Source organism: Streptococcus suis YS56 (assembly GCF_000440115.1).
Lineage (GTDB): Bacteria > Bacillota > Bacilli > Lactobacillales > Streptococcaceae > Streptococcus > Streptococcus suis_L.
In genome coordinates this window covers 26,743-51,398 of sequence record NZ_ALMY01000029.1, presented here as the reverse complement: position 1 = coordinate 51,398, position 24,656 = coordinate 26,743, and the positions used below count along the sequence as shown (strand labels likewise).

Sequence of the window (24,656 nt, the reverse complement as noted above, 5' to 3'; positions counted from 1 at the left end):
TTTGATAGATTTCTAAGCAAACATTTGGTCACTTTCATCTACATTATAGAATACGAATTCGAGCTGTTTCCATACGTCCCCTATATGCAACTATTTCTCGTTCACTATTTTTTCAAGTATCGTTTCATACCAATCCGCTATATTTTGACTATCAACAGCTCGTAAAAGTTCGATACACTTTCTCATCTCTAAGATAGCATTGGCACTTCCTGTCTTTCGATAATCATAAAAAGCCTTACCAAATTTAAACAAAATCCGTTCAAAAATTTCCGTTTCATCGAAAAACAGACTTTTGATGGTCTTTTCAAGAAAGACTGCATCGGTAAGCTCCTTATGTTGAACGCTGACGAGATAGGCACTAAGTAAAATTTGAGAAACTACCAATCGATGTTGTTTCATTTCACGGTAAAACTGTGTACGATGAAGTAACTCTCTACAAAAAAGCATCATTGTTTGATGACCCAATTTGTCAATCGTATTCGCAAATAGTAAGATTTCATAGTAGCTCCAATTCTCAACTCGAAATAAGTAATCCGTTAAAAAGGCTGTATCTTCTTTCGAAACAACTATTGTCTTATCTAAGTTTCTCAGTTTATAAGCGATTAAAATAGCATTCAACCGATGAAACTCCTCCCGTTCTCCCCCCTGAGATTTTCTCATTTGTTCTGACAACAATTGTTTTAATTTCGCTACATTTCCAATATATAGTGATTCTTTGATTTGTTCCAAAATGCTAGTCAGCTCATCTTTTTTGAAATCCTGACTAGCATACACAAATTCGTCCACATCCACATTCATTTCTGCCAACACACCAAATAATTTACTAACAGTAATGTCGGATTCCCCATTTTCAAACCGAGAAAGTTGAGAAGTCGAAATATGTCCCTTGGCGACCTCCGCCAGACTCTTCCCCTTCCCCTCTCGTATCAATTTTAATGTCCTACCAAAACGATTCATATCTTTACCTCTACACTCACGATTAAAAAATCATTTGTAAACATAATTATTATACCACGTCTTCCTATCTTTGTGCGATTTTTCACATAAAACAAACCAAGCCAGCTATCTGACTTGGTCCTAGTTTTATTCTGTTGTTTCAGTCGCTACTTTGAAAAAGTCTTTGTATTTCAAAAGGTAGCCTTTTCCTGTGGATAGGTCATATTGGACCAGTTTGAGTTCTTCTGCGACTGTTGCATCCCGTTCAGCCTGCCCTACACGGTCCTTGTGGAGCACTTCTGTCAAGAGAGCATAGTAAGGACTGACCTTGTTATTGGTCGTCTCCAGCATCAGTGCATTCATGTCGCTAGAATTGACCAAATCATAATGGTAGTCTTCTGTTTCAAAATTACTCCACACGAAATAATCTGTCTTGTACTGCGCACTTGGATCCGTCACGAAAGCAGACTCTGGATACAAACCTGGTAGGTGGTCACCGTAAAAAACAACTGTCACTTTCTTATCCAAGGTCTTAAGCTGGTCTAGAAAATCCCTTGTTGCCTGATCCGTAAAGGATAGGAGGCGAACATAGCTGGTCAAGTTTTCATTTTCCTCAGCCGTGAAGCCCTCACCCGAAGCTGTTATACCTGCAGGCTCTAGAGAATTCCACTGCACATGGTTCTGCATGGTAATGGCAGACACAAATTTATTGTCTGTAGAACGAACCTGCTCCAAAATCAAGTCATAGGTCTTTTTATCACTGACAAAATTCCCCTGATAATCTTCAGCCGTCACTGTCAGAGGATAAGCGGCACTATTCAGGGTGTAAAACTGCTCAATCCCCAACTGCTTATAGATTGAATTACGATTATAACTGGTGTCGTAATAGGGGTGGATGGCGATACGATTATCTGCTGGATAGAGGTCACTGATACTTGGCAACTTCTTCATATTCGGCGCCACATCCAGATAGACGGACGAAATGGACGAGTTGTAATTGTAGAAGGGCAAACCACTGTAGACCTGAAACTCGATATTAGCCGTACCACCGCCATAGTGGTCACTCTTCATCAAGCCACTGGTAGTCTGACTCATGATGTACTCAATATTTGGAAGGACATTTTGACTAAGGGTAACGCCTGGAATCCGACGCGGGTCAGCCAAACTCTCACTAAGAATGTAGATAACCGTCTGGTCAGTCAATTGACCTGTCCGTTCCGCATTGATTTCCTCGGCCAGAGCGGTATATTTCTTCACAATAGCCTTCATGGTCTTCTCAGAGTAATTCTCAGGCATTTCCATACTAGTCTTGCTGAGTTGCTGCAACCAGAGGAATGAAAGAGTGCGATAACGAGCTACAAAAGCATATCCCTTCCAGTCCACGTTACGCCAGTTATTAACCTGAGAAAGAATAGGAATCCAGCCAGCAATCTTATGGTCTTTTTCATTGCGAATTGCCCAGCCCATTCCTAAAATCAAGGATACGATGACTGAAATTCCTGCCAGCCTTTTCCAGATGGATTTGACAATCTGTCCTTGGAAGTACTTCTTATGAATTCGCCTGTAAACAAAGACTAGAATGACCAAGAACACAAGCGATATCAAGACAACCCGCAGACTGATAAAGCTGAGAATCATCCCCATGTTTCCAATCCATTTGAAATCGTTGGGGGTCATTGGCTCCGAACGGTAGCGGAATTTGAGAAAATTGGCCGTAACCAAAATGACATTTAGACTAGCAATCACGGCAACCGATAAGATTTGACGGTTGATAACCAAGCTAATGATGACATTGAGGAAAAAGAGGCAGGCAATCTGGAAGACAATAGCTCCTGGAAAGAGGTGGCGTGTGAAATATGAGCCCGTTCCCCCAGCCATAGAAGCCTGATAACTAATATGCGATAGCGTAGCCAGTGCCAAGCTGATAAAGAGCATACTGTGAACATTGGTCCGATTGGCCTTAAACTCTACAAATGCCTTATGAAGATAGCGAAGAAAAATGTAGGTCCCTATAAAATGAATAGGGGCAAACAAGGGTGTCTGACTAAAGAATTCCAAATAGGAGCCATTTTCAACCAAACTCTCATAATGGCTATCTTTCCAGTAAGAAATAGCCAACGGACTGAGAGAAAGTAAGCTGGTCAAGAGCAAGTAGCTATCTGGCACCAGATGACTGGCCGACCACTTGCTTAATTTTTCTCTGATTCCTGCATTCTTCCGCCACAAAAATGCCAGCAATACTGGAAGAAGCAACATCAATAGAAGTTCAAACTGAAAGAGATTATTACGGAAAATATTCCAGAGTTGATACTTCTTGGCATTGAGCCGATAAACCAGATTGACAAGATATAGAAAACCTAGAAAATAGCCGACATACTTGGCAAAGGTTTTGGTCTTTACAAACTTCTCATATTTATTAAGCAAGACCAATACATAAAAGGTAAAAATAAGATAGGCAAGTAAGGTCAGAGGGACAAACCAGAGCGGAAAAGATACACCGCTTAGCAAGAGGGCCCGTCCCATCGCCAGCAAAACAGTCATGACCATGACCAGAATGAATTGCTTGCATGCCTTGGGATTGATTTGTTTCATAACATTTCTCTCTTAGGAAAGATTTGATTTTCGGTAGGCAAAGACATAGTAAATCAACCAGAGTAGCCATCCAGTCAAACTGATAATGATAACTGGCCATATCCACCACTGTTGCTTGTAGGATAGGATAAGGGTATTCTGCCCTTTTTTGCTGGTAACTGTTGGTACACCGATAGTAGAAAGCTCCATCCCTTCTCTATTCAAGACCTGGTCATTCAAAACCAGCTGACTATCTTGGTAGACAATGATTGGCACAGCTGTTTCTTCTGCTTCAGACGCCGTCCAAGTTACCACCAGCTGATCACCATCAACTTCTTTGGTAAAGTCTTGATTTGGTAAAATCACTTGGTCACGATAGGTAAAGTAGGTATTATCCGACTCTTCATTGGTAATGTGACCTGTGCTATCTGACAAGTCTGGTACGTAGTCTGGCGTTGATTTCTGAGCAATGTGGATAAATTCGCCCAAGTCTTTAGAATGGAAAGAAGCTCGTAACTCTTCCGTTGTACCGTACAAGGTCGTATGAATTCGTTTTTGCAGGAAGGTATCGCTATAGTAATGCCCGTTGATTTCCTTAAAACTTTCATTCCAGAGGAAACCGACCGAAACAAGCAAGGAGGCAAGGACCACTCCTGAAAAGATTTTCTGCAGTTTGTCGGACAAGCCAGACACCTGGACTCCTACGACTGCCAGTAAAAGAGCATTGGCGTAGAGGAAAAAGCGGAAGGGAAATTGAATCAATTCGACAAGTGTAATTCCTTTCCCTGCAAACAATTGCCAAGGGAAGAGGTTGGTTGACAAGAGCAAAAACACTGCGTAGGTCAGAGCAAGACCACCCAGAACCAGCGATTGTTTCTTCCAATTTTTCACCAAGAAATAGAGATAGATTCCAAAGAAAATTGGCAATGGATAGGGATAGTACAAGAAAGCTGTTTTGAGCCAGGTTACGGTATTGAGGACAAATTTCTTATTAACAAACGGTGGCACCAAGGTGTTGGTCGCGTTGATATAAATAAGAGGCAGCCAGATATTGATGGTCAGAAGCAAGAAAATGCCTACCGAAAGGGCTACTTGCCCAATAATCTTCATTTTTTGGTCTGATTTCCACCAACCAATCAGGAAGAGAACACCATAGGCAATGACCAAGAACAAGGTCGATAGCATATGAACCTGCAACATGAGCCCTACCGCTCCTGCCATGAGGAATATCGGTACTTTTTTAGTCTGTAGGAAACGAACCGCTGGAATCAAACAAAGTGGAAAGAGGGCCACTCCCCAGCTGGTAAATCCTTGAGTTGCCCACCAATACTGGATGGAGTAGGTCGTTACAAAGAACATGGACAAGAGAATGGAATGAGCATATTTGACCTTGATCTCACGCATGAGGAGATAGAGGGAGGTCGCACTCAGAGTGCCCAAAAGAAGATTGGACAAAATCTGATAGCGGAACCAGGTCCCACTCAAGAGCACCAAAACTCCCTGTAGATAGGCAAAGTATGGCCCGTAGAGAGCATTGACAATCCGTCCAGACTGCTGATAGCCATACAAACTGATAATATAGGAGAAATTTCCCTCCTTCATCTGCATAGCTGCATCATAGAAACGATTGTAGTGGAAAATCAAGTCCGCACCTGTCACCATGCCCTTAGTTAGCAAGTGGGGAACCAATAATAATAAAGAAAAGCCCACAAATAGGCCAAGAGCAACTAGATGGGGATGCTTTTTTAACATGTTTTTGAACATAAGGATACCTTCATAAAAAAAGAGGGAAACCCTCTCTTGTTTTTGTAAATATTCTGCCAATTTGCAGACAATATTTTTCAAAAGTTAGTCACATTTCAGTATAGCAAGCTTTCTCCCCACTGTCAACGAACAAGATAGATAGAAAATTGTTTTAGGGAAAATAAAGATTGATTGCAGATTTATCCACAATCAATTCTTTTTTATAAGCCAACTTCCTGAAGGCTGTCAGACAAACGCGCGAAGTCAGCCATGGAAAGTGCTTCTCCACGGACACTGGCTTCCAGCTCTGCCATGCCAAGTGCCTGCGTCAGCTTGTCCTTGACTTCTTCGGACTTGCCGAAATGGTTGGTCAGGTTGTTCCACAGGGTCTTGCGGCGGTGCACAAAGCTAGCCTTGGACACCCGGAAGAAGAAATCTTCGTCCTTGACGCTCACCAGGGGTTGCTCGCGGCGGACCATTTTGAGAATGGCGGAGTCCACGTTTGGTGCAGGCACAAAGACGGTGCGAGGCACGATAAAGGCCACCTTGGCAGTCATGTAGTACTGGACCGCAATGGACAGGCTGCCGTAGGCCTTGGTGTTGGGCTCGGCAGAAATGCGGTCAGCCACCTCCCGCTGCATCATGACCACGAACTCGCTGAAGGGAATCTTGCTCTCAATCAGGTGCATGAGGATTGGGGTGGTGATGTAGTAAGGCAGATTGGCCACGACCTTGATAGGCAGGTCAGGATTTTTGAAATTCTGAATCTGGGTCTGTAGGTCGCTCTTCAAGATGTCTTGGTTGACCACAGTCACATTATCAAAGCGACCCAAGGTGTCCGCCAAAATCGGAATCAGGCGGTCGTCAATCTCAAAAGCCATGACCTCGGCAGCATTTTCCGCCAAAAACTCGGTCAAGGCCCCGATGCCGGGTCCAATCTCGATGACATTGACATCTTGGTCAATCTCTGCCGTGTCCACAATCTTCTGCAAAATATTGGTATCGGTCAAAAAGTTCTGACCGAAGGATTTCTTAAAGGTAAACCCGTGGCGTTCAAGGACGGCACGAGTAACGTTTTTGTCTGCGATTCTCATGTGTGTTCTTTCTATACTACATTTATAACCAAGTGCAATAATAAATCATTTTTGAATTAGGGTCCTCAGTTATAATGTTAAAACATTTTTGATTTAAAATTAAATCAATTACAACTTCTTTGTGTGGATGCCGATATCTGTTATTTTTTCCGGCTGATACAAAGTAAGTTGCGTGATTCATTTTCTTTCTAAACCCCTCATTATAATTATATTTTGATCCGTGATGAGGGATTTGAACAAGGCTTATATTTCTAAAATACTTAGAATAAACAACTTCAATAGAATTCCATTTTTGTTTACAACTGACCCACTTATTTTTATTCTTACTGTATTTACCAGCTTCATAGTCACCTGTATAAAGACAACCATTGAGAGCTAAACTTCTTTCATTTATCGGATAAATCAAACATTTCCAATTGTACCTACAATAAGGTCTATAGCAACACCTAAAATAAGAACTATCTCTTGTTCCCGAATATAACGTCATTGAATTTACATTTAAACTTCCAGGAACTTTATAATAAGCTTTTTTTAGCGCAGATCTATCTGTATTTGTTCCTAGCTGCCATAAATCTATTAATTTTTGTAAGTCAACTTCTCCCTTTGAATCTAAAATACTCATGCTTAGATTCAATCTTTTTAGCTCTGCATCCAGGATTTGTTTTCTCATATCCTCGCGAAAATTATGCGGAAGATAAATCCATTCAAATGTTCCGTGATTACTACCAAGTATTACTTGAGATACTTCTATTGCTCTATTTTCACTATTTGCATCTTCAGAAATTGGATGTAATTGTACCTCTATGCCCCCCTCTAACTCTCGAATACTATTCCCATCACTATTTATAAATTGAGTTAAAAATTGAGATTGAGGATTTATGAGGTTTCTTAACCTATAAAATTGCTTTGCTCGATTGGTTATTAAAGGAAAGAATAGATTCTTAACGCGACAATAGTCTAATAAAAATTTCAAACCATTCACATGGTCATCATCTAGATGAGATATAAATACAGCGTGAATTGTCTCTCCTTTATTTAAGTTAGATTTTATTTGAGTCTCCACATAAGTTACATCAGTAGCTGAACCACAATCATATATAACTCTATATTCGTTTCCTCTCAATCTCAAAGTTTCTAAATAAAAAGCACCTTGACCAACTGGTAAAATTTCTCTCTTAACGAAATTCATTAGTAGCATCCTCCTATTTAGGTTCGTTTTATTAAATTATGTATGTAATCGTCGACATCTCTCCCCCTCACTTCAACAACTTCACATAGTCACTCTTAGTCACAAAGAGATGACCGACACGAACTTCGTTGTTCACCACACGATAAAGGGCATTCCGATCTTTACTTATAATGATCCTTTAAAGACAGGATATACAACTTATCTGCTTCTACCATGTATATCAGCCGATTTTCCGCATCAATCCTTCTTGACCAGGCACCTTGATAGTCATACTTCAAATGTTCTGGCTTAGCAATTCCTTCAAACGGGTGTCGTTGCATATCCTTGATAATATTATTGATTCTCTTCAGTGTTTTCTTATCCTGACCTTGCCAATAAAGATAGTCTTCCCAGGCGTCGTCTGTAAAATGGATTCCCATATTAGTCCGCCTCTATCAAGTTTCGTTCTTGGGTTTGTCCTGCTTTAACTTGAGCCATACCACGCAAAACTTTTTGAGACAGATAAGTGTTCCGGGCAACAGCAAGGGTTTCTTGTAAGCTATCCCACTCACTCTTTGAGAGTACAACAATATCTTCCTCTGGATTTTTATTAACCACAACCAAAGGCTCAAACTCGTCATTGACCTTTTTCATATAGTCCTTTAAGTGATTTCGAAAATGGGAATACATAATGGCTTCCATAAGCTACACCTCTTATCAATTCTAGCCTCACTATAGCACAGAAAAAAAGAGTTGTCAAACTTATTGTACAACTCTTTAGCGATTCTCCACCTTCCACTCGCCATCTTCAAACCAGTAAAAATTCTCCGTCAGCTGTGGCTGTTCAAAGATTTCTAGTATGGTTTCAAAACCATCTGCCAACTGAACATTCTTCAAATCCTCACGGTCAATCCAGAAGACCTTGCCCTCATCTGAAGATTGGATAGAGCCTGAAAACTGACTGGTTTTGTAGCAAAATACTAGATAACGATAGTGGTCAGTAGGGTCCGTCCAGTTTTGAATGCCACAGAGTTCGATATTGGACACCGTCAAGCCCGTTTCTTCCCTGATTTCACGAATGACGGAGGAAATAATACTCTCTCCACGTTCGACATGACCACCTGGAAAAGTCACTCCAGGCCACTTTTCAGACTTCCTATCCTGGACCAATACCTGCTGACCGTCTGTAATCATACACATATTGGTTAGGATGACTTGTTCTGTCCTACTCATACTCTCTCACTTCAACAACTTGACATAATCACTCTTGGTCGCAAGAAGGTGACCAACTCGAACTTCATTTTTCACTACGCGATAGAGGGCGATGTAGTCTTTTCCAATAACGTAACCTCGGGTTAGATGTGGCGGGTCTATCTGCTTACCAAAACGGTTATCGGCGTTAAAACCACGTTCAGGAAAAATTTGCAAACTCTCCAAAGCTTCAACAATCATCCCAATTCGTCTTTTGGCAATTTCTTCTGAGAACTGTTCCGAGAAATAGGCATAAATCTCTGCCAATTCCTGCTCCACTGCAGGAGCAAGTATCACTGAATATGACTCAAATTCCATACTTCTCTTTGACACTTTCTAGGCTGATCCCGCGACCTGCCTCAATCGCCTGTTGGTTTTCTTGAATTTCCTTTTGAAGTTGTAAAAACAACTCTTCTCTTTCCAACTCTTCTTCTGTCAGAATTGGCAACTCATTTTTTACAGCAATATTTTGCAAGAAGAGGTTAAACCCAGCTGTTAAATCCAGCTTGTTCATAGCAAATACTTCCTTGGCTTTTTCCAAAAGTCTGGAATCCGTTTTGAAATTCACTTGGGCATCTTTCTTTATAGTTAGCAACCTAGTTCACCTCCTAGTTTTCTATATTGTAACACGAATAGATGTCAGTAGCAATCTTCAAAAAAGCAGAAATAGTAATATTTCCGCCCTAGATTGTTTACCTCCCCAAATCATCAAAATAATAGAGATTCAAAAATTCTTCCTCAGTAACTGGACGGTCAAAATTGTAAAACCAGCGATAAACTTCCACGGCTGGGCCATCAAACTCTACCCTGTCGTCCATTTCTTGCACACCGGCAATATGAAACAAACGGCTCTGCTTCCAAATCCCATCCGCATTGACATAACCATCTTCAACTGATTTACGCAAGTGGTCCGCTAGCTTGTTCTTATCAACCTGCTCATCCTCCCAAACAAGGACATTAGCCGGCAGCAAGTAGATCACTTCTTCATAAGATGAATAATCTTCATAAGAAGGTTCAAACTCGTTTTTAACCAAGCACTTAACAGCGTAGACCCTATCCATGATAGCTCTCCGTTGCCTCCTCCACTTCCGCCAGACTTATCCCAAACAGTTCCAAGCGTTTGAGCAACTGCTTGCCGTTGCAGTAGCCGATGCGGAGCTGTTCTCCCAGATGCTCCCTCCGCTTGCGACTGTCGCCACCCATAAGCAAGCCTAGGCGCATTAAATCTGACTTGGTGATGTCAAAGTTATGTTCATCATCGTAGTAACCACGCACGCCTGCGAGGGCTTTTTCCAAGTCCTCAAAGCTGGCGTGCTCAATGCCCAAGGACCGCCCTTTTGTTTTGGACTTGGGTCTGGCCTCGTCCCGCTGTAAAAAGGCGTGTTTGACCGTGGGAATGGCCCGCATAATCATCTTCCGAATCCGCTCTCCATTGTAGTCTGGGTCAGTAAAGACAATAACGCCACGCAGGTCATGGAGTTTCTCAATGCGTTCCAAGTCATCGTCTGATATGGCAGAGCCTCTGGTTTCGTAGGTATCCACCTCGTAAAATCGTTTTAGGTTTGCTGTATCGTCTTTTCCCTCAACAACGAGGACTTCCTGTATCTTAATTTTCTGAGTCAATTCTGAACAAGCTCCTTGCATTCTCGTAGGTCGCTTTCGCCACTTCTTCGACCGACTGGTTGCGAAGCTGGGCCAGCATTTCCACCACATATCTGGTGTACCCGGTGCGATTTTCCCGACCACGCTTAGGAACTGGGGCCAGGTAGGGCGCATCCGTCTCGACCAGGATTTTTTCTAGGGGCAATGCTTGCGCCGCTTCCTGAAGTTCGACGGCTTTTTTGAAGGTCACGACTCCCGAGAAGGAAATGTGCATACCCAAATCCATGAAGGCTTGAGCCTCCTCCAACGTGCCAGAGAAGGAATGCATGATCCCTCCACGCGGACCGATGCCGACTTCCTTGATGATCTGGTAAGTATCTTCCAAAGCATCGCGAGTATGAACCACAAAGGGTAAATCCAACTGTTTAGCCAACTCCATCTGACGTTTAAAGACGCGTGCCTGGGTTTCCTTATCAGCCGTCATCCAGTAGTAGTCCAGCCCAATCTCCCCCAGGGCAATTACTTTAGGGTGTTGGAGAGCTTGGAGAAGAAATTTCTCCACTTCGTCATCATAAGAACCAGCCTCTGTCGGATGCCAGCCCAGTGTCAGATAAATTTCAGGATGCTGGTCAGCCAGTTCCATAGCCTTGTCAATGGTTGCTCGGTCAAAACCGACCACATTGTGGAGGGTGACCCCCATTTCCTTGGCAAAGTCTAATTCTTCTTGGACCCGACCGTCAAACTGCTCTACGTTGAGGTGGGTGTGTGTATCAAATATCTGTATCATGGTTCTATTGTACCATATTTCAAGCCATTCTTTTCCAACGAAAAAACCAGCAGACTCGAGTTTCTGCTGGTTTTCGTTGTATTCTTATGCTACTGTAAGAACTTTACGTCCCTTACGGCGACGAGCTGCTAACACGCGACGGCCGTTTTTAGTTGCCATACGGCTACGGAAACCGTGTTTGCGTGCGCGACGGATTTTACTTGGTTGAAAAGTACGTTTCACGATGAATACCTCCTCTTAGATTCTTGTACTCGTTTAGCCGGCTAGTTTTGATCAGTTACTAAACATACCAAACTATTTTATATAAATTCTGGGGTTTTGTCAAGCTACTTCATAATTATTTTTTAATCCCCAAATTAAATCTAAGTCTCTTGTAAGCATCTCAAGCACTTACTCTTCTCTTTTTTTCTGTACAAATGACGCCAGTGTTGCCAAAGCCAATCCCAACACAGTCGCTACTACGCCTGTCTGTGCAGCTGTATTTGGCAAAGCATTCACCTTTCTGGCTCTTGTAACTTTTGAATCAACATGGTTGGTTTGTTCAACTGTAGCATTAGTTGGTTGAGCAGACGCTTCCTCTCTCCTATTTGCATCCAATTGCCCACCATTACCTAGGCTACCAACTAAGACGCTATCAACTGAGCCAACTGGGCTAGTGTTATTACCAGAAACTGAAGCCGTATCACCGGCACTTGTGCTACCTTCACCAGTTTCTGGACTAGTGTTATTGCCTGTTCCTGAAGTTGTGCCACTTGGTTGAGGCTTTTCATCATTTCCTTCATAGACAATAGCATAGTTAGAGAAATGGCTTACTTTGAAAGATACCAGATTGAAAGTTTTATCCCACTCGTATTCCAACTCTTCTACTGCACCTGTTTGTGGTAAGTAGTAAATCACCTTGGTCACCTTACGATTTGGTGAAACAGGTAGGGTAACAAAGGCACCTTTACTGGACTGGATTTGGACAAATTGACCATCTTTATCAAGTGTCTTAATGTCAAACATATCCACATCTTCACGCTTGAAACTATCAGGCAATTTTTCCAAAATAGTAGCATCCTCTACCTTAACGACTTGAAGACTACTTACTGCACTAACATCTGCCTCTGAAAAGCTTACATAAACATCTTCAATTTGACCAGATAGAACCTTAGTTGTACCAACCGCATTCTCCGTAGGTTGAACCCCATCTTCTTCTAGCGCCATCGCAAATACATAGAGACCCTTACTGTCCTTACTTCCCTTCACTAATCGACGACCATCTTCTAAGACTGGTTTTAATTCTGTCAATTCTCCCGTAGAAGGCAAGTAGTAATAAAGACGATCTCCCTCTCTCAATTCATATTCTGATAAGACCCAATCAGCATTTACTGTCGGTAGATTATTTCCTTGACGGTCATAGAATTGAATTTTATTTACACCTAAACGACGGTTTTGCAACTCTTTTGGCAACCGCCCTAATGATCCATATACCCAACTACGCCCAATCGAACCAATCTGTGTCCGTTCCTCTCCTGATAGAAGGAAATTGGATTTGAAGACCTTATCTCCACTGATCTCCAAGGTCCAATTTGGAAGATCGGTAATCTCTTCTTTCCAGCCATCAAAATAAATTTCCGCACGTTTTAAAGAATAGCTACCAATATGGTTTTCTGTCACAGAATCAAACAGAGAACCTGTAAGCCAACCTGTCACAACAGGATTTGATGAATCGGAATAGTCCTGTTCCACAGATAAATGGTAGTCAAATGAATTTCCAAAATCTCCCAAAGTTGGTCGAATATCAAAGTCCAACTGAGTTGTTCCAGACGAGATTAGACTAGAATTTGAAGTTTTTACTTTTATAGCACCATTTTCACCAACATAAATCTTGTCGGATTTTTTTAGCTCCAATAAATTTGGCAGGCTATAGGCTGGATTCTCAATCTGGAATAAATAACCTCCAAAAGCTAAGAAATACTCATTAAAGGCTCCAGAAGCCAGACGATTTAGGTTCAGGTAACCATGCATATAATCTTTGACCGTAAAGGTCAAATCTACCTCACCTGTTTCCCACTGGTCTGTACTGAGATACAAACTATCTCTTTCATCAAATTCAAAGGCAGTACCACCTAAAGCTTGTACATTGAACACCCTATCGAATTCCAAAGAAACCGTTTCTGTATAACTCTGCTCACTCTTTTTCTTTTTCAGCTCTGCCAAGTACTCGGGACTTATTTTCACCTTATAGACCAACTGATCTCCCACTTGGAGCTTGTGCAAGACCCTATTGTGATAAAAGCGCCCCGAATCATCGGGAAGAGCGTTGATGGAGTGGCTCCAGGATGGGTCAAGAGCAGCCAGTTCACTTCGGCTACCGTCGGTACCAATATGGGTTAGGGAAGTTATTTCAATGTACTTATAGTCTTCATCTAGGACTGTCACTGTCGGCATCAGTTGGGCCAACTTATTCCTATTGGCTTCACTAATTTCTACCTGTTTCTTCCAATCTTTTGTAGAGAAATAACCATAACTGGTATCAAATGCCAGCTTCTTCTCTCCAGCCTCAGAAAACTTCTCTGCAATATGAAGTATGGAACGTCCTGTCTTTTTACCCGACTTATCATACTCGGCACCAAAAAAGCCATAAGAAAAGTCTTGTAGCATAACCCCATAAGAAACTTCCGGCAGGCTGTCATAAATCAGGGTATAAACAACATTTTCCCCTTTTTTCACGGTCGTCTTATCAACCTTAACCTCTACTAGATTTGGCTCTACAAATTGCGTATTCGTTTCAGCATAAGGTTTAATCACAATATCTGACAGATTGTTTATTTTCTCAAGACTAGCCGCAGCCAATTCGTAGGGTTTGCTTTCCAAATCTGTCAAACCGATTTCCAGGCGATAGGTTCCAGCAGGTACTTCTCTAAAATAAGCATAGGCTATTTGGGTAGTTTCTGGGATGCTTGTATCAATTTCAGTACCAATAAAATCACCATTAGACCGATAATGTGGACGCTTCTCAATCGTTGCTGTTTCAACATAGGCCTCTCCACTATCTTTATTGATTAGCTTATGAGTAACGACTGCTGGTTGCTCAACTTGCTCGAAAGTAATTTCCAGACCGACGTTCGCCTTCCTGTACTCCTGCTCATCCTCTGCATTCACAGCAATATCCGCTATGATTGGAGCAGCTTGTTCGGAAGTTTCTATGATCAGTGTTCTTTCCTCTGGCACACTTCTCTCTGTTGGCACCCCAGCTTGCTCTCCCTCTAGTTCAGAAAGACCTGCCTCGACTTCCGTCTGTGGTGCAACTTCTACAGGAGTTGGAGGTTCGGTCTGGTCAGAACCTGTTTGTCCTTCTTCACCTACAGTTGGTGCTTCGGTCACTACAGAGCTATCCTTAAGTTCGGTAACAATAGGTTCTGGACCAGTCTCTTCTGCGTGGACAGACAAGACCTGCCCCATCGTCACCGTACCTACAGCCATCGTCGCAGCCCCCATCAACAACATCAATTTTCGCTGACGTTTATAGGCATACTTGTATTTCTTTTTTCTTTTCATATATTGCTCCCTCTTTATTGTTTGGTTTCACCTATCCCGTCTACTCCTTTCTAGTGGACAGGTATTTTCATCTATTATTATATATACCCCCCCGAAAATGCAAGAAATTATCGGCTACCTAGCCAAAATTTTTGTAAAAAACGAACAAGAAAAAGCCAGCTCCCTATCACAAAGAAACTGGCTAGCAAATGATAGTCATTTCGTCCATCGTTGATTACTTGGTTTCCTTATTTCCAACTTCAAATAGTGTCATCATTATTTGAACTCCCCTTGCCTGATTTTGCAGAAGTGACTTGTTCCACTCTTTTATCTCCCCAGTCCATTGACTGGGCAAGTAATCCGAGGGATTGTTTCAAATCAATAACTAAAAATAAGAAAGCATAGCGGAAACCATTTGTTGGAAGGAAGATATTCTGGAACAGGCAACATCTTTATCTGGTTCAACGACACAAGAAGAGTTGTGAGATACAAGATTCTAAAATTGTTTGAATAGACTGGACCTTGGGAAAACTCCTTTTTGACTTTAGCCTATCACTTTATTGAAAAAAGACCCTATCCAATAAATATTGGAGTAGGGTCCTTAACTTAATGGTATTGAGGCTCAGCCTCTTTTTAATCACGATTTCCTTCAATATCCACTACGACATAGCGGTTTGGTTCGCTACCTTCTGAATAGCTTGTCAGACCGTCCATTTTTGAAATGATACGGTGGATGATTTTACGCTCACTGCTTGACATAGGGTCTGTATGGTAGGCTTCTTGCTCAGCCAAGACACGCTCCGCCAACTTTTGTGCATAGCCTTGAAGCACTTCTGCACGGTGTTCTACATAGTCATTCACATTGATAGTGATGTAGAAATTGCGCTCATAACGGTTGTATAGGAAGTTCTGAGCCAATAGTTGCAAGGCTTTTAAGACCTTACCATGATAGCCGATGACACGTCCTGGTTCATTGGTATCCACTTGGATATTGATTGTACGGCGGTTATGGCTCGTTTCAATGCTGGCTTCAACATCCATATCATCTAAAATTTCTTGGACATAAGCTGTTACTTCTGCAACAACTGTTTCAATATCATATTGTTGCTCAATTTTGATATCCAGGTCTGTAAATTCGTCCTTGGCAACTGCTTCAGTAGCCGGTTCTGAACCTACTTCTTGTACAACTGGATCAGGTGCTACACTAGCTAATAATTCATCGGAAAGAATTTCAATCCGACCTGTTTCTTCCAAAATCGTTGTCGCTTCTTTTTCATTTTTCAAAATCTGAGCCTTAATTTCATCATCAAGCGTTTGACCAGATTTTTCAAATTCCTTCACTGCCGCAACAACTTTACCTAAATCAATCGTAGCTTCTGAAACACTTTTTACTGGTTCATTGAGCTCATTGATCTCACTTGGAACGCCACGAACGGCCTTTTGATTAGCTTTTACAACGGTTGTTTCATTGATAACATCGATATCAACAGTCGCAGGTTTTTTACCAAAACCTAGGAAGCCTCTCTTCTCTCTTGCAATGACTGTAATGTGAGCTTTCTTTCGAGGAATATTCAATTCATTCAAGCCATTTTGAATCGCTTCTTCAACTGTATCTCCTGTAAATTTCATCTTTCTCTCTCCTAGTTTTCCTATTTCTTTTTCTGTGCTTTTTTCTGTGCCCGTCGAATTTTTGCCTGACGTTCTTTTTCCGCATCAATTTTCGCTTGACGCTCTGCTATTATTTTAAACGGATTATTGAACACCAAGGTTTGAGCAACCTGATAGGCATTTGACACTGTCCAATACAAAGCCACCCCACTAGCAGCTGCCACAGCAAAGAAAAAGATCATCACAGGCATGACATAGGTCATAATTGTCATAGCCATATTCTTCTCAATTGCTGATTTATTGGTCAACCATGAGCTAAGGAATGTAAACACTGCAGCCAGAATCGGCAAAATGAAGAACGGATCCGGCTCCCCAAAATTTAACCAAAGGAAGTGACCTACTTTCAAGGCTTCAACACGTGTCAGAGCTTGAAAGAGGGCCAAAAGGATTGGCATTTGAATAAAGAGCGGAATCATGGACGCTCTCATGCTGACGCCATTCTCTTTGTAGAGAGCTTGCGTTGCTTCATAGAGCTGCTGGCGACTTTCCATATCCGTTCCTGGATACTCCGCTTGCAACTTTTTCAGCTGAGGTTGAAGCTCCTGCATCTTCCGTGAGGAATTCATCTGTATTTGGAACAAGGGCAACAGAAGGGTTCGAATTAAAATCGTAAAGAGAATAATTCCGATTCCAATCTGACCATTAATTGATAAAAATTGAATAACGCTGGCAAACCAATAAATCAATCGGTCCCAAGCTTCTGTTGATTGACTGGTTACTGGTCCGGTACCACAAGCAGTCAAAATAAACAGAGAAGCAATGAGCAAACCTGCCCACTTAATTTTCTTTTTCAATCACAACACCTTCCTGGTAGAGTTTTGCTAGTTTTAAAACATGGATTAGGTTTTGCTTGATTTCTTGATAGGACAACTCTTCTACACCTTTACGAGCAATAATAACGAAGTCATCCGCAACCAAGTCCGAGCGACATTCAAGTAAGACATGGCGAATTCTTCGTTTAATTCGATTTCGCATCACAGCATTTCCCAATTTTTTACTGACAGAAAGACCTACCCGGAAGTGATGCTGCTCTCTCGGCAATCGATAGACAACAAACTTCCGATTGGCTACATTTTTCCCTTTTGTAAAAATGTCATTAAAATCTCGTTCACGCTTGACACGATAGCTTTTCTTCAAACCGTCACTCCATCTTTCAAAATTACTTCTATTATACCATAAAATTCAAAAAAGCCAATAAACATACCGTTTAGAGGCCTTTTGAAGCGATTATTTGTGCTTTTGCTTGCTGAATTTGCCAACGAATGGATTCAAATCCAGTTCCACCTAGCGAATTTCTGCGCGAAACTGCTGTTTCCGATTCTAAAGCTGTATAAATATCCGGTCCAATGACAGGCGACAACTCTTGAAAACGTTCCAAAGGAACATCCTGTAAATAATAGCCTGCCTTGCTACATTCCAAGACCAGTTTTCCAACAATCTCATGCGCTTGGCGGAAGGGCAAACCTTTACTAGCCAAGTAATCCGCTAATTCAGTTGCATTTGAAAAGTCCTTCTCTGTCGATTGAGCCATCCTTTCCTTATGGACCGTCATCGATTGCAACATCCCTGCCAAAATATCAATAGATACTAAAATCGTTTCTGTCGTATCAAACATGCCTTCCTTGTCTTCCTGCAAGTCCTTATTATAGGTTAAAGGCAGGGATTTCATGACTGTCAGTAGGCCAACTAAGTTCCCATAAACTCTACCTGTTTTCCCCCGAATCAGCTCAGCCATATCTGGATTTTTCTTCTGAGGCATGATGGAAGAACCTGTTGAAAAGGTATCGGATAGGGTGACAAATTGGTATTCATGTGAACACCAGTTGATGATTTCTTCACACAAACGCGACATGTGCATCATGAGGATACTGGCATTTGACAGAAATTCCAGGATAAAATCACGGTCAGACACAGCATCAAGAGAATTACTATAGGGCTGGGCAAAGCCCATCAAATCAGAGGTCATCTGACGGTCAATCGGAAAGGTCGTCCCTGCCAAGGCCGCCGCACCAAGTGGGGATAAATCTGTATGCAACATATTGAATGCAAAGCGCTCACTGTCTCGGCTGAACATGTTGTAATAGGCCAACAAGTGCTGAGCAAAGCTGATAGGTTGGGCATGTTGCAAATGGGTATAGCCAGGCATGATTGTTTCCACATGCTCCTGTGCAAGGTCTAGTAAAACCTGACGTAGGTTGGTCAATTTGTCTACCACTTGAAAGAGGGTATCCTTCAGATAGAGGTGCATATCGGTCGCTACTTGATCGTTACGAGAACGAGCTGTGTGGAGTTTGCCTGCAACTGGACCTATTTTCTCCGTCAATAGACTTTCGATATTCATGTGAATATCTTCGTTTCGAATATCAAACACTAACTTGCCAGCCTCGTAGTCTGCCAACAATTCTTCCAGACCAGTTTGAATAGCCTGGGCTTCTTCAAGCTTGATAATCCCTGTGGATCCAAGCATCTTGACATGGGCTAAAGACCCCTGAATATCATACTTGGCCAATTTTTGGTCAAAGCGAATGGAGGCTCCGAATTCTTCAACCCATTCCTCAAGACTGGCTTCAAAGCGACCACCCCATAATTTCTTTGCTTCCATAAGCTCCTACTTTCTAGCTCTTTTTATGAATTTCCGCATTGACCTTGGTTGGTAATCCCCAAAGCTTGATGAAACCAACTGCTGCATCTTGATCAAAGGTATCTGCACTGGTATAGGTTGCCAAATCTTCATCATAAAGGGAATTTGGAGATTTCCGAGCAACTACTTTGGCTGACCCCTTATACAATTTCACTTTTGCTGTACCATTCACGACCGATTGAGTTGCTTGCAAATAAGCTTTCAATGCCTGAGTTGCAGGGTTGAACCACAAACCATTGTAAATGAGATTAGATAGCTCATTAGAGACAATTGGTTTGAAATGCGATACTTCCCGCACCAGGGTCAAATCTTCAATTTCCTTGTGGGCTGTCAGAAGGGTAATGGCTCCTGGACACTCATAAATTTCACGTGACTTGATTCCGACTAAACGATTTTCCACGTGGTCAATCCGACCCACACCATGCTTACCAGCAATGACATTGAGTCTTTGAATGAGATTAGCCAGACTTAACTCTTCACCATTTACAGCAACAGGAATCCCTGCTTTAAACTCAATATCGACATACTCAGGAGTATCTGGTGCATTTTCTGGTGCAGTTGTAATACCAAAAGCATCTTCTGGCGCTTCATTCCATGGATTTTCTAAAACTCCGCACTCATTGGCACGACCCCAAAGGTTTTGGTCGACTGAGTAAGGACTGTCTAGGTCAGCTGGGACTGGTACACCATTTTCCTTGGCGAAGATAATTTCCTCTTCACGCGCCCACTTCCACTCCCGAACAGGGGCTACAACTTTCAAAGTTGGATCCAGGGCTGCAATGGCTACCTCAAACCGCACCTGGTCATTGCCCTTACCAGTACAGCCGTGGGCGATAGTGGTTGCTCCTGTCTTATGAGCCATTTCCACCAACTTTTTAGAAATCAAGGGACGACTAAGAGCCGATACCAGCGGATATTTTTGCTCATAATAGGCATGGGCTTGTAAGGCAGGTAGGACATATTCTTGAGCGAATTCTTCTTTTACATCCAATACATGGGACTCAATAGCACCGATTGACAAGGCCTTATCATGAATAAAGTCGAGGTCTTTACCCTCTCCAACATCCATACAAACCGCAATGACATCATAGTCTTTTTTCAACCAAGCAATTGCAACTGAAGTATCAAGGCCACCTGAATAAGCTAAGATTAATTTTTCTTTTGACATAAGCATTCTCATTTCTATTGTTTTTTTATAAAACTTAGTGACTATTATAGTGTATATTTATACTTTTTGCAACATAATTATACACATTTTTAAAAATTTTTTGTATATTTTCAACCTTGATTTGAAAAGGAACAAAAGAAAAAACTGACCGAAGTCAGCTTTTAGCTCAATAATTCTTGAATTTTTGCGATGTCCAAACATCCGCAAGATGCTTGTCTAACACTTCCAGATTTGCTATAATGAATAACCAATCTAAAAAGGAGCAAAACATGGAAACTTGGAACGCCTACACAGCCGACGGCCAACTGACCGACCATACCCTCACACGCGGCGAAGCCATTCCCGATGGTCTCTACCACCTGGTCGTCGAGTGCATCATCCGCCACCGCGACGGCAGCACCCTCTTCATGAAGCGCGACAGCACCAAGCCCTCCTACCCTGACTATTATGAAGCGACAGCAGGAGGCTCGGCCTTGTTTGGGGAAATAGCAGAGCAGGCCATTTTACGCGAAGTCCGCGAAGAAACAGGCATTGAACTGACAGCGACCCAACTCCGCCACCATACACACTTTGTTGCCCATGATGACCAGTGTATCTTCCACTGCTACTGGGCTGAAACCGACTGGGACAAATCTGCTATCCAACTCCAAGCCGCAGAAACCAGCAACTACATCTGGGTCCCACAAGAAAAGTTGAAAGAGTTCCTGGAAAATGAACAGGTTATCCCAAGACAGAAGGACTATGTGGAGAGCTTGTTTTTAGAACAAGAACAGGGTAAGAGCGAGAATGAAACTCAGTACAACATGAGATAAAAAGTGACTGAGATGGTTTCTCCCAAAAAGAATGCGACCACCTAAGACACGCACACCGCAAGCCAAAAATAAACCGAGAATAAATCCCCAAACTGTCTGCCAGCCCAACAAACTGAGCAATACTGGGCAAGCATATAAAACCAGTAACCAGCTGGGAAGTTGCTTGCGATATACCCAAGCAGATAGCGGCAACAGCCCCAAATAAAGCACAATCAAGCATTTAAGAATAAGCATATAGAACTCCTTTCCCCATCAATGTATCATGAGGGGGTAAGGCACTGTCAAGAGGAGATTATGAAAACAGGACAAGTTATGCAACAATTTGGTATCAAACGTGATACGCTTCGCTTCTACACCGAACAAGGATTGCTACAACCTCAGCTGGTTAACGGTAACTACTACTGGAATGAAGAAGAAATCAACAACCTAGAAAATATCCTAGGACTTCGCCAGTTAGGCCTATCTGTGAAAGCCATTATCCGTATCAAAGAACTTCACGACACAAAATGCGGTAGCCTCGAACAGCTTGAAGAAAACAAACAGGTCATACTGGATGAAATTGTCGACCGTGAAAAACAAATCCTCCTGCTCCAAGAACAGAGGGAAAATTTAGAAAACCTACTCCAGCAGATTGAGGAAAAATTACAGAACTTTTAGCAAAATCCCCGCTATCACAGGACAGCGGGGATTATTTATCTTACAAACTCTTCAACATATTATCAATATGCTGGATGGATTTTTCACGGCCGAGTAGGTAAATGGTATTTGGCAACTCTGGTCCGTGCATTTCACCTGAAACGGCGATACGGATAGGCATGAAGAGGTTTTTGCCCTTGATGCCTGTTTCTTTTTGAACGGCCTTGATTTGTGGGAAGATGTTATCTGGTTGGAAATCTTCGTCTGTCATGGCTTCCAATTTTTCCTTGAGGGCATTGAGGACAGTCGGTACCGTTTCGCCTGCCATGACTTCTTTTTCCTCGTCTGTCAATTCTGGGAAATCAGAGAAGAAAAGGTCTGTCAAACCAACAATTTCATCCGCAGATGACATTTGTGGTTTGTAAAGTTCCACTAATTTTTCTGCCTTGTCTGTCAAACGACCAGCTTCTTCCAAGAATGGTTTGGCAAGGTTGAAAATGGTCTCCAAATCAGCTTTTTTGATGTACTCATTGCCCATCCAAGCCAACTTTTTCGGATCAAAGGAAGCTGGTGACTTGCTGAGGCGTTTTTCGTCAAAGAGTTGGATAATCTCCTCTTTGGAGAAGATTTCTTCCTCGCCACCAGGTGTCCAACCCAAAAGCGTGATAAAGTTGAAAACAGCTTCTGGCAAGTAGCCTTTTTTGCGGTAATCTTCGATAAAGGCCAGAGTATTGGTGTCACGTTTGGACAACTTTTTACCCGTAGCAGAGTTGATAATCAAGGTCATGTGGGCAAATTCTGGTGCTTCCCAGCCCAATGCCTCATAGACCATAAGCTGCTTGGGTGTATTGGCAATGTGGTCATCCCCACGAATAACGTGCGAGATTTCCATGAGATGATCATCCACCACAACGGCAAAGTTGTAGGTTGGATAGCCATCGCGTTTCTGGATAACCCAGTCGCCACCGATGTTGCCCCCTTCAAACTCGATTTCGCCCTTAACCATGTCATTCCACTTGTAGATGCCAGTTTCATTGACAGCCAAGCGAACAGTTGGGACAATGCCAGCTGCCTCACGCTCTGCAACGTAGGTTGCTTTTTCATCTTCAGACATACCAAGGTATTCGTTGATGTAGCGAGGAGTTTCACCCGCAGCTTCCTGACGCTCACGCTCCGCCGCCAATTCTTCTTCTGTCACGTAAGATTTGTAGGCCTTACCTTCTGCCAAAAGTTGATCAACATACTTTTGGTAAATATCCAAACGCTCTGATTGACGGTATTGCTCATGAGTTTCTGGACTCTCATCCCAGTCAATACCCAACCAACGCAGGTTTTCTAGCTGAGAACGCTCGCCGTCTTCCACATGGCGTTTGCGGTCTGTGTCTTCGATACGAATAAGGAAAGTACCGCCGTGATGACGGGCAAAAAGATAGTTGAACAATGCTGTACGGGCATTTCCGATATGCAACAGTCCTGTCGGACTTGGTGCGTAACGCACACGAATTGGTTTAGTCATGTTTCTCTCCTGTAAAATTTTCATACTCAATGAAAATCGAAATCAGACTAGGCGATGCAGACGAAGATAGAACTGAAGTTCATCAAGTCAAGTCAACGACGTCTGAATTTGATTTTCGAAGAGTAGCAATCAAGAACATTATAGCATAGATAAGCATAAGAAGATAGAAAAATCAGCCTACGCAGACTGATTTTGAGGTGTTTTTTGATTCCGTGCCAGCCAGTAGAGGACATAGAGGACCAACAAGCCAGTTGCCGCTAGGAAAAGTCCGCTAATCTGATTGACAGTCAATACTAAGACCAGACCTGATACCAGTAGTCGAGTAAAAGCTTGACCTAGCATAAAATAGGTCGATACCGCTCCGCCGATAGTTGCCAGCTGCTCCTCTGGCATGGAGTTGACAAACTTAGCGTTAAACTTAGGGCCACTAGCTCCAGAACTAATTCCCATTGTAGTAAGGAAGAAGAAAATAATTGGCAGTTGGTGAAGCAACATTCCGACAAATACTCCCAGTAGAGAGAAAGTGGCAGCCACTTCAAGCGTCACCATGCTGGTCTTTTTGAAGAGAGTAAAGACCAAGGTCGAGCCCAAGATGTTGCCGACAAAGAAAATCAGAATGGTCAGGGCAAGGGTTGTTTCAACATTGAGGAAAACGAGGGCTGGGTCTTCGCTAATCAGCAGGACAAGAATAGGATAGAGAATCGCTCCGCAGGCGTTGATAATGGGGCTGGTAATCAGGACCAGACGGAACTCGGGAATCTTGCGAAGCTCCACGATTGCTTGCTTGAAAGAAGCTAGAATGCCTGGACCCTTGGCTGCCTGCTCGGGCTGGCTCGGCTGCTCTGCTATTTTCAAAGGCTGCTCCGTCAGGAGTTTGCGAAAGGCCGGCGTTAGCAGCTGCATGATGAGGAGAGCAGCCAAAAAGGTGCCAGCGTTGAGAAAGGCGAGGTTTTGGTAGGAGAGGAGGCCGACCAAGAGGGCAGAGAGGGCCTGAAAGGCGATGTTGAGGAGACTGGTAACGGTCTGGCGAAAGGCCGAGTACTGCTCCCGCTCTTCTTTGGGCGCTACGCGCAATCCCAGAGGTGTATAGAGGCCGTTTTCATAGAAGCCAGCGAAGTCTGCAAAGACATTGAAAGTTGCAGCCACCACGACAATCCAGAGGGCTGGCTCAAAGCCCATGCAGAAACCGAGGATGAGATAGAGTACAACGCGAAAGAGGAGGGTCAACTTAATAGTGCTGATTTTGTTGATCGTCTTATCTGCCAGATAGCCCGTAAAGAGCCCCATAAAGCTAGGAAAGATTTCTGAGAAGGTCACGATCGCCAGCGCCAGACGGCTGTTGGGCACCAGCAAGACATAGTTCATCAAGGCCAGATAATAGACCACATCACCAAAATTGGACAGCATATCCGCAGTCAGTACCCATAGGTAAGTCGCATTTTTCAAAATCTTTTTCATGATAATCCCTTTCTTTATTTAATTTCCAGAATATTCCGACTTTTTATTCTGCAGAGGAGCCTGGATAGACTTTCCTCTTGCCA

General features: G+C 42.7%; 24 protein-coding genes. 2 read left to right on the top strand and 22 right to left on the bottom strand.

Annotation, left to right across the window (positions count from 1 at the left end):
• Positions 1-90: 90 nt before the first annotated feature.
• The 20 genes from SST62_RS0104365 to SST62_RS0104270 form a co-directional block, all read right to left on the bottom strand.
• Positions 91-957: a helix-turn-helix domain-containing protein gene (locus tag SST62_RS0104365; protein WP_029186438.1), complete on the bottom strand. Its 867-nt coding sequence runs from the start codon at positions 955-957 to the stop codon at positions 91-93.
• A gap of 126 nt (positions 958-1,083) precedes the next feature.
• Positions 1,084-3,528 carry an LTA synthase family protein gene (locus SST62_RS0104360; RefSeq protein ID WP_029186437.1) on the bottom strand — a complete coding sequence of 815 codons (2,445 nt, stop codon included), beginning with the start codon at positions 3,526-3,528 and terminating at the stop codon, positions 1,084-1,086.
• A 12-nt stretch (positions 3,529-3,540) separates the two neighbouring features.
• The gene (locus SST62_RS0104355) at positions 3,541-5,271 is read right to left on the bottom strand and encodes a membrane protein (RefSeq protein WP_029186436.1); all 1,731 of its coding nucleotides are present in this window, start codon (positions 5,269-5,271) and stop codon (positions 3,541-3,543) included.
• Between the two features lie 200 nt (positions 5,272-5,471).
• Positions 5,472-6,344, bottom strand: coding sequence for a 16S rRNA (adenine(1518)-N(6)/adenine(1519)-N(6))-dimethyltransferase RsmA (gene rsmA / locus SST62_RS0104350; protein WP_024399849.1), 873 nt, complete (start codon positions 6,342-6,344; stop codon positions 5,472-5,474).
• Between the two features lie 22 nt (positions 6,345-6,366).
• Complete coding sequence (locus SST62_RS0104345; protein WP_029186435.1) at positions 6,367-7,533, bottom strand: MBL fold metallo-hydrolase; 1,167 nt, start codon at positions 7,531-7,533, stop codon at positions 6,367-6,369.
• Positions 7,534-7,694: 161 nt separating this feature from the next.
• Positions 7,695-7,952, bottom strand: coding sequence for a Txe/YoeB family addiction module toxin (locus SST62_RS0104340; protein ID WP_029186434.1), 258 nt, complete (start codon positions 7,950-7,952; stop codon positions 7,695-7,697).
• A gap of 1 nt (position 7,953) precedes the next feature.
• Complete coding sequence (locus SST62_RS0104335) at positions 7,954-8,214, bottom strand: type II toxin-antitoxin system Phd/YefM family antitoxin (RefSeq protein WP_029186433.1); 261 nt, start codon at positions 8,212-8,214, stop codon at positions 7,954-7,956.
• Between the two features lie 75 nt (positions 8,215-8,289).
• Positions 8,290-8,745 (bottom strand): 8-oxo-dGTP diphosphatase, encoded by a 456-nt coding sequence (locus SST62_RS0104330; protein ID WP_029186432.1) that lies wholly within the window; start codon positions 8,743-8,745, stop codon positions 8,290-8,292.
• A gap of 6 nt (positions 8,746-8,751) precedes the next feature.
• Entirely contained in the window at positions 8,752-9,081 is a 330-nt protein-coding gene (locus tag SST62_RS0104325) for a type II toxin-antitoxin system RelE/ParE family toxin (RefSeq protein ID WP_029186431.1), read from the bottom strand.
• The gene (locus SST62_RS0104320; RefSeq protein WP_029186430.1) at positions 9,071-9,358 is read right to left on the bottom strand and encodes a hypothetical protein; all 288 of its coding nucleotides are present in this window, start codon (positions 9,356-9,358) and stop codon (positions 9,071-9,073) included. Before SST62_RS0104320 ends, SST62_RS0104325 begins: the two co-directional genes overlap by 11 nt.
• A 97-nt stretch (positions 9,359-9,455) precedes the next feature.
• On the bottom strand, positions 9,456-9,824 hold the full coding sequence (locus SST62_RS0104315; RefSeq protein WP_029186429.1) for a hypothetical protein: 369 nt from the start codon (positions 9,822-9,824) through the stop codon (positions 9,456-9,458).
• Positions 9,817-10,407, bottom strand: a complete 591-nt coding sequence (rnmV, locus tag SST62_RS0104310; protein WP_194283584.1) for a ribonuclease M5 — start codon at positions 10,405-10,407, stop codon at positions 9,817-9,819. The genes SST62_RS0104315 and rnmV overlap by 8 nt, the downstream gene beginning before the upstream one ends.
• Positions 10,370-11,152, bottom strand: coding sequence for a TatD family hydrolase (locus tag SST62_RS0104305; protein ID WP_029186427.1), 783 nt, complete (start codon positions 11,150-11,152; stop codon positions 10,370-10,372). The genes rnmV and SST62_RS0104305 overlap by 38 nt, the downstream gene beginning before the upstream one ends.
• An 84-nt stretch (positions 11,153-11,236) precedes the next feature.
• Complete coding sequence (rpmH, locus tag SST62_RS0104300) at positions 11,237-11,374, bottom strand: 50S ribosomal protein L34 (protein ID WP_002939016.1); 138 nt, start codon at positions 11,372-11,374, stop codon at positions 11,237-11,239.
• A 168-nt stretch (positions 11,375-11,542) separates the two neighbouring features.
• Positions 11,543-14,695 carry an LPXTG cell wall anchor domain-containing protein gene (locus tag SST62_RS0104295; RefSeq protein ID WP_029186426.1) on the bottom strand — a complete coding sequence of 1,051 codons (3,153 nt, stop codon included), beginning with the start codon at positions 14,693-14,695 and terminating at the stop codon, positions 11,543-11,545.
• 612 nt (positions 14,696-15,307) lie between these two features.
• Positions 15,308-16,303, bottom strand: coding sequence for an RNA-binding cell elongation regulator Jag/EloR (gene jag / locus SST62_RS0104290; protein ID WP_029186425.1), 996 nt, complete (start codon positions 16,301-16,303; stop codon positions 15,308-15,310).
• Positions 16,304-16,323: 20 nt separating this feature from the next.
• Complete coding sequence (locus SST62_RS0104285; RefSeq protein ID WP_029186424.1) at positions 16,324-17,136, bottom strand: YidC/Oxa1 family membrane protein insertase; 813 nt, start codon at positions 17,134-17,136, stop codon at positions 16,324-16,326.
• Complete coding sequence (gene rnpA, locus SST62_RS0104280) at positions 17,120-17,479, bottom strand: ribonuclease P protein component (protein ID WP_029186423.1); 360 nt, start codon at positions 17,477-17,479, stop codon at positions 17,120-17,122. The genes SST62_RS0104285 and rnpA overlap by 17 nt, the downstream gene beginning before the upstream one ends.
• Positions 17,480-17,549: 70 nt before the next feature.
• Positions 17,550-18,944, bottom strand: coding sequence for an argininosuccinate lyase (gene argH, locus SST62_RS0104275; RefSeq protein ID WP_029186422.1), 1,395 nt, complete (start codon positions 18,942-18,944; stop codon positions 17,550-17,552).
• Positions 18,945-18,957: 13 nt separating this feature from the next.
• Positions 18,958-20,151: an argininosuccinate synthase gene (locus SST62_RS0104270; protein WP_029186421.1), complete on the bottom strand. Its 1,194-nt coding sequence runs from the start codon at positions 20,149-20,151 to the stop codon at positions 18,958-18,960.
• A 269-nt stretch (positions 20,152-20,420) separates the two neighbouring features.
• On the opposite strand from SST62_RS0104270, the gene SST62_RS0104265 reads away from it, so the two are divergent.
• Complete coding sequence (locus SST62_RS0104265) at positions 20,421-20,963, top strand: NUDIX hydrolase (protein ID WP_029186420.1); 543 nt, start codon at positions 20,421-20,423, stop codon at positions 20,961-20,963.
• Positions 20,964-21,257: 294 nt separating this feature from the next.
• A complete protein-coding gene (locus SST62_RS0104260; protein WP_029186419.1) occupies positions 21,258-21,620 on the top strand; it encodes a MerR family transcriptional regulator in 363 nt (120 codons plus the stop codon).
• 40 nt (positions 21,621-21,660) lie between these two features.
• Here SST62_RS0104260 and gltX read toward each other — a convergent pair whose 3' ends face one another.
• Positions 21,661-23,115: a glutamate--tRNA ligase gene (gene gltX / locus SST62_RS0104255; protein WP_029186418.1), complete on the bottom strand. Its 1,455-nt coding sequence runs from the start codon at positions 23,113-23,115 to the stop codon at positions 21,661-21,663.
• A gap of 177 nt (positions 23,116-23,292) precedes the next feature.
• Complete coding sequence (locus SST62_RS0104250; RefSeq protein ID WP_029186417.1) at positions 23,293-24,573, bottom strand: MFS transporter; 1,281 nt, start codon at positions 24,571-24,573, stop codon at positions 23,293-23,295.
• Positions 24,574-24,656 lie beyond the last annotated feature (83 nt).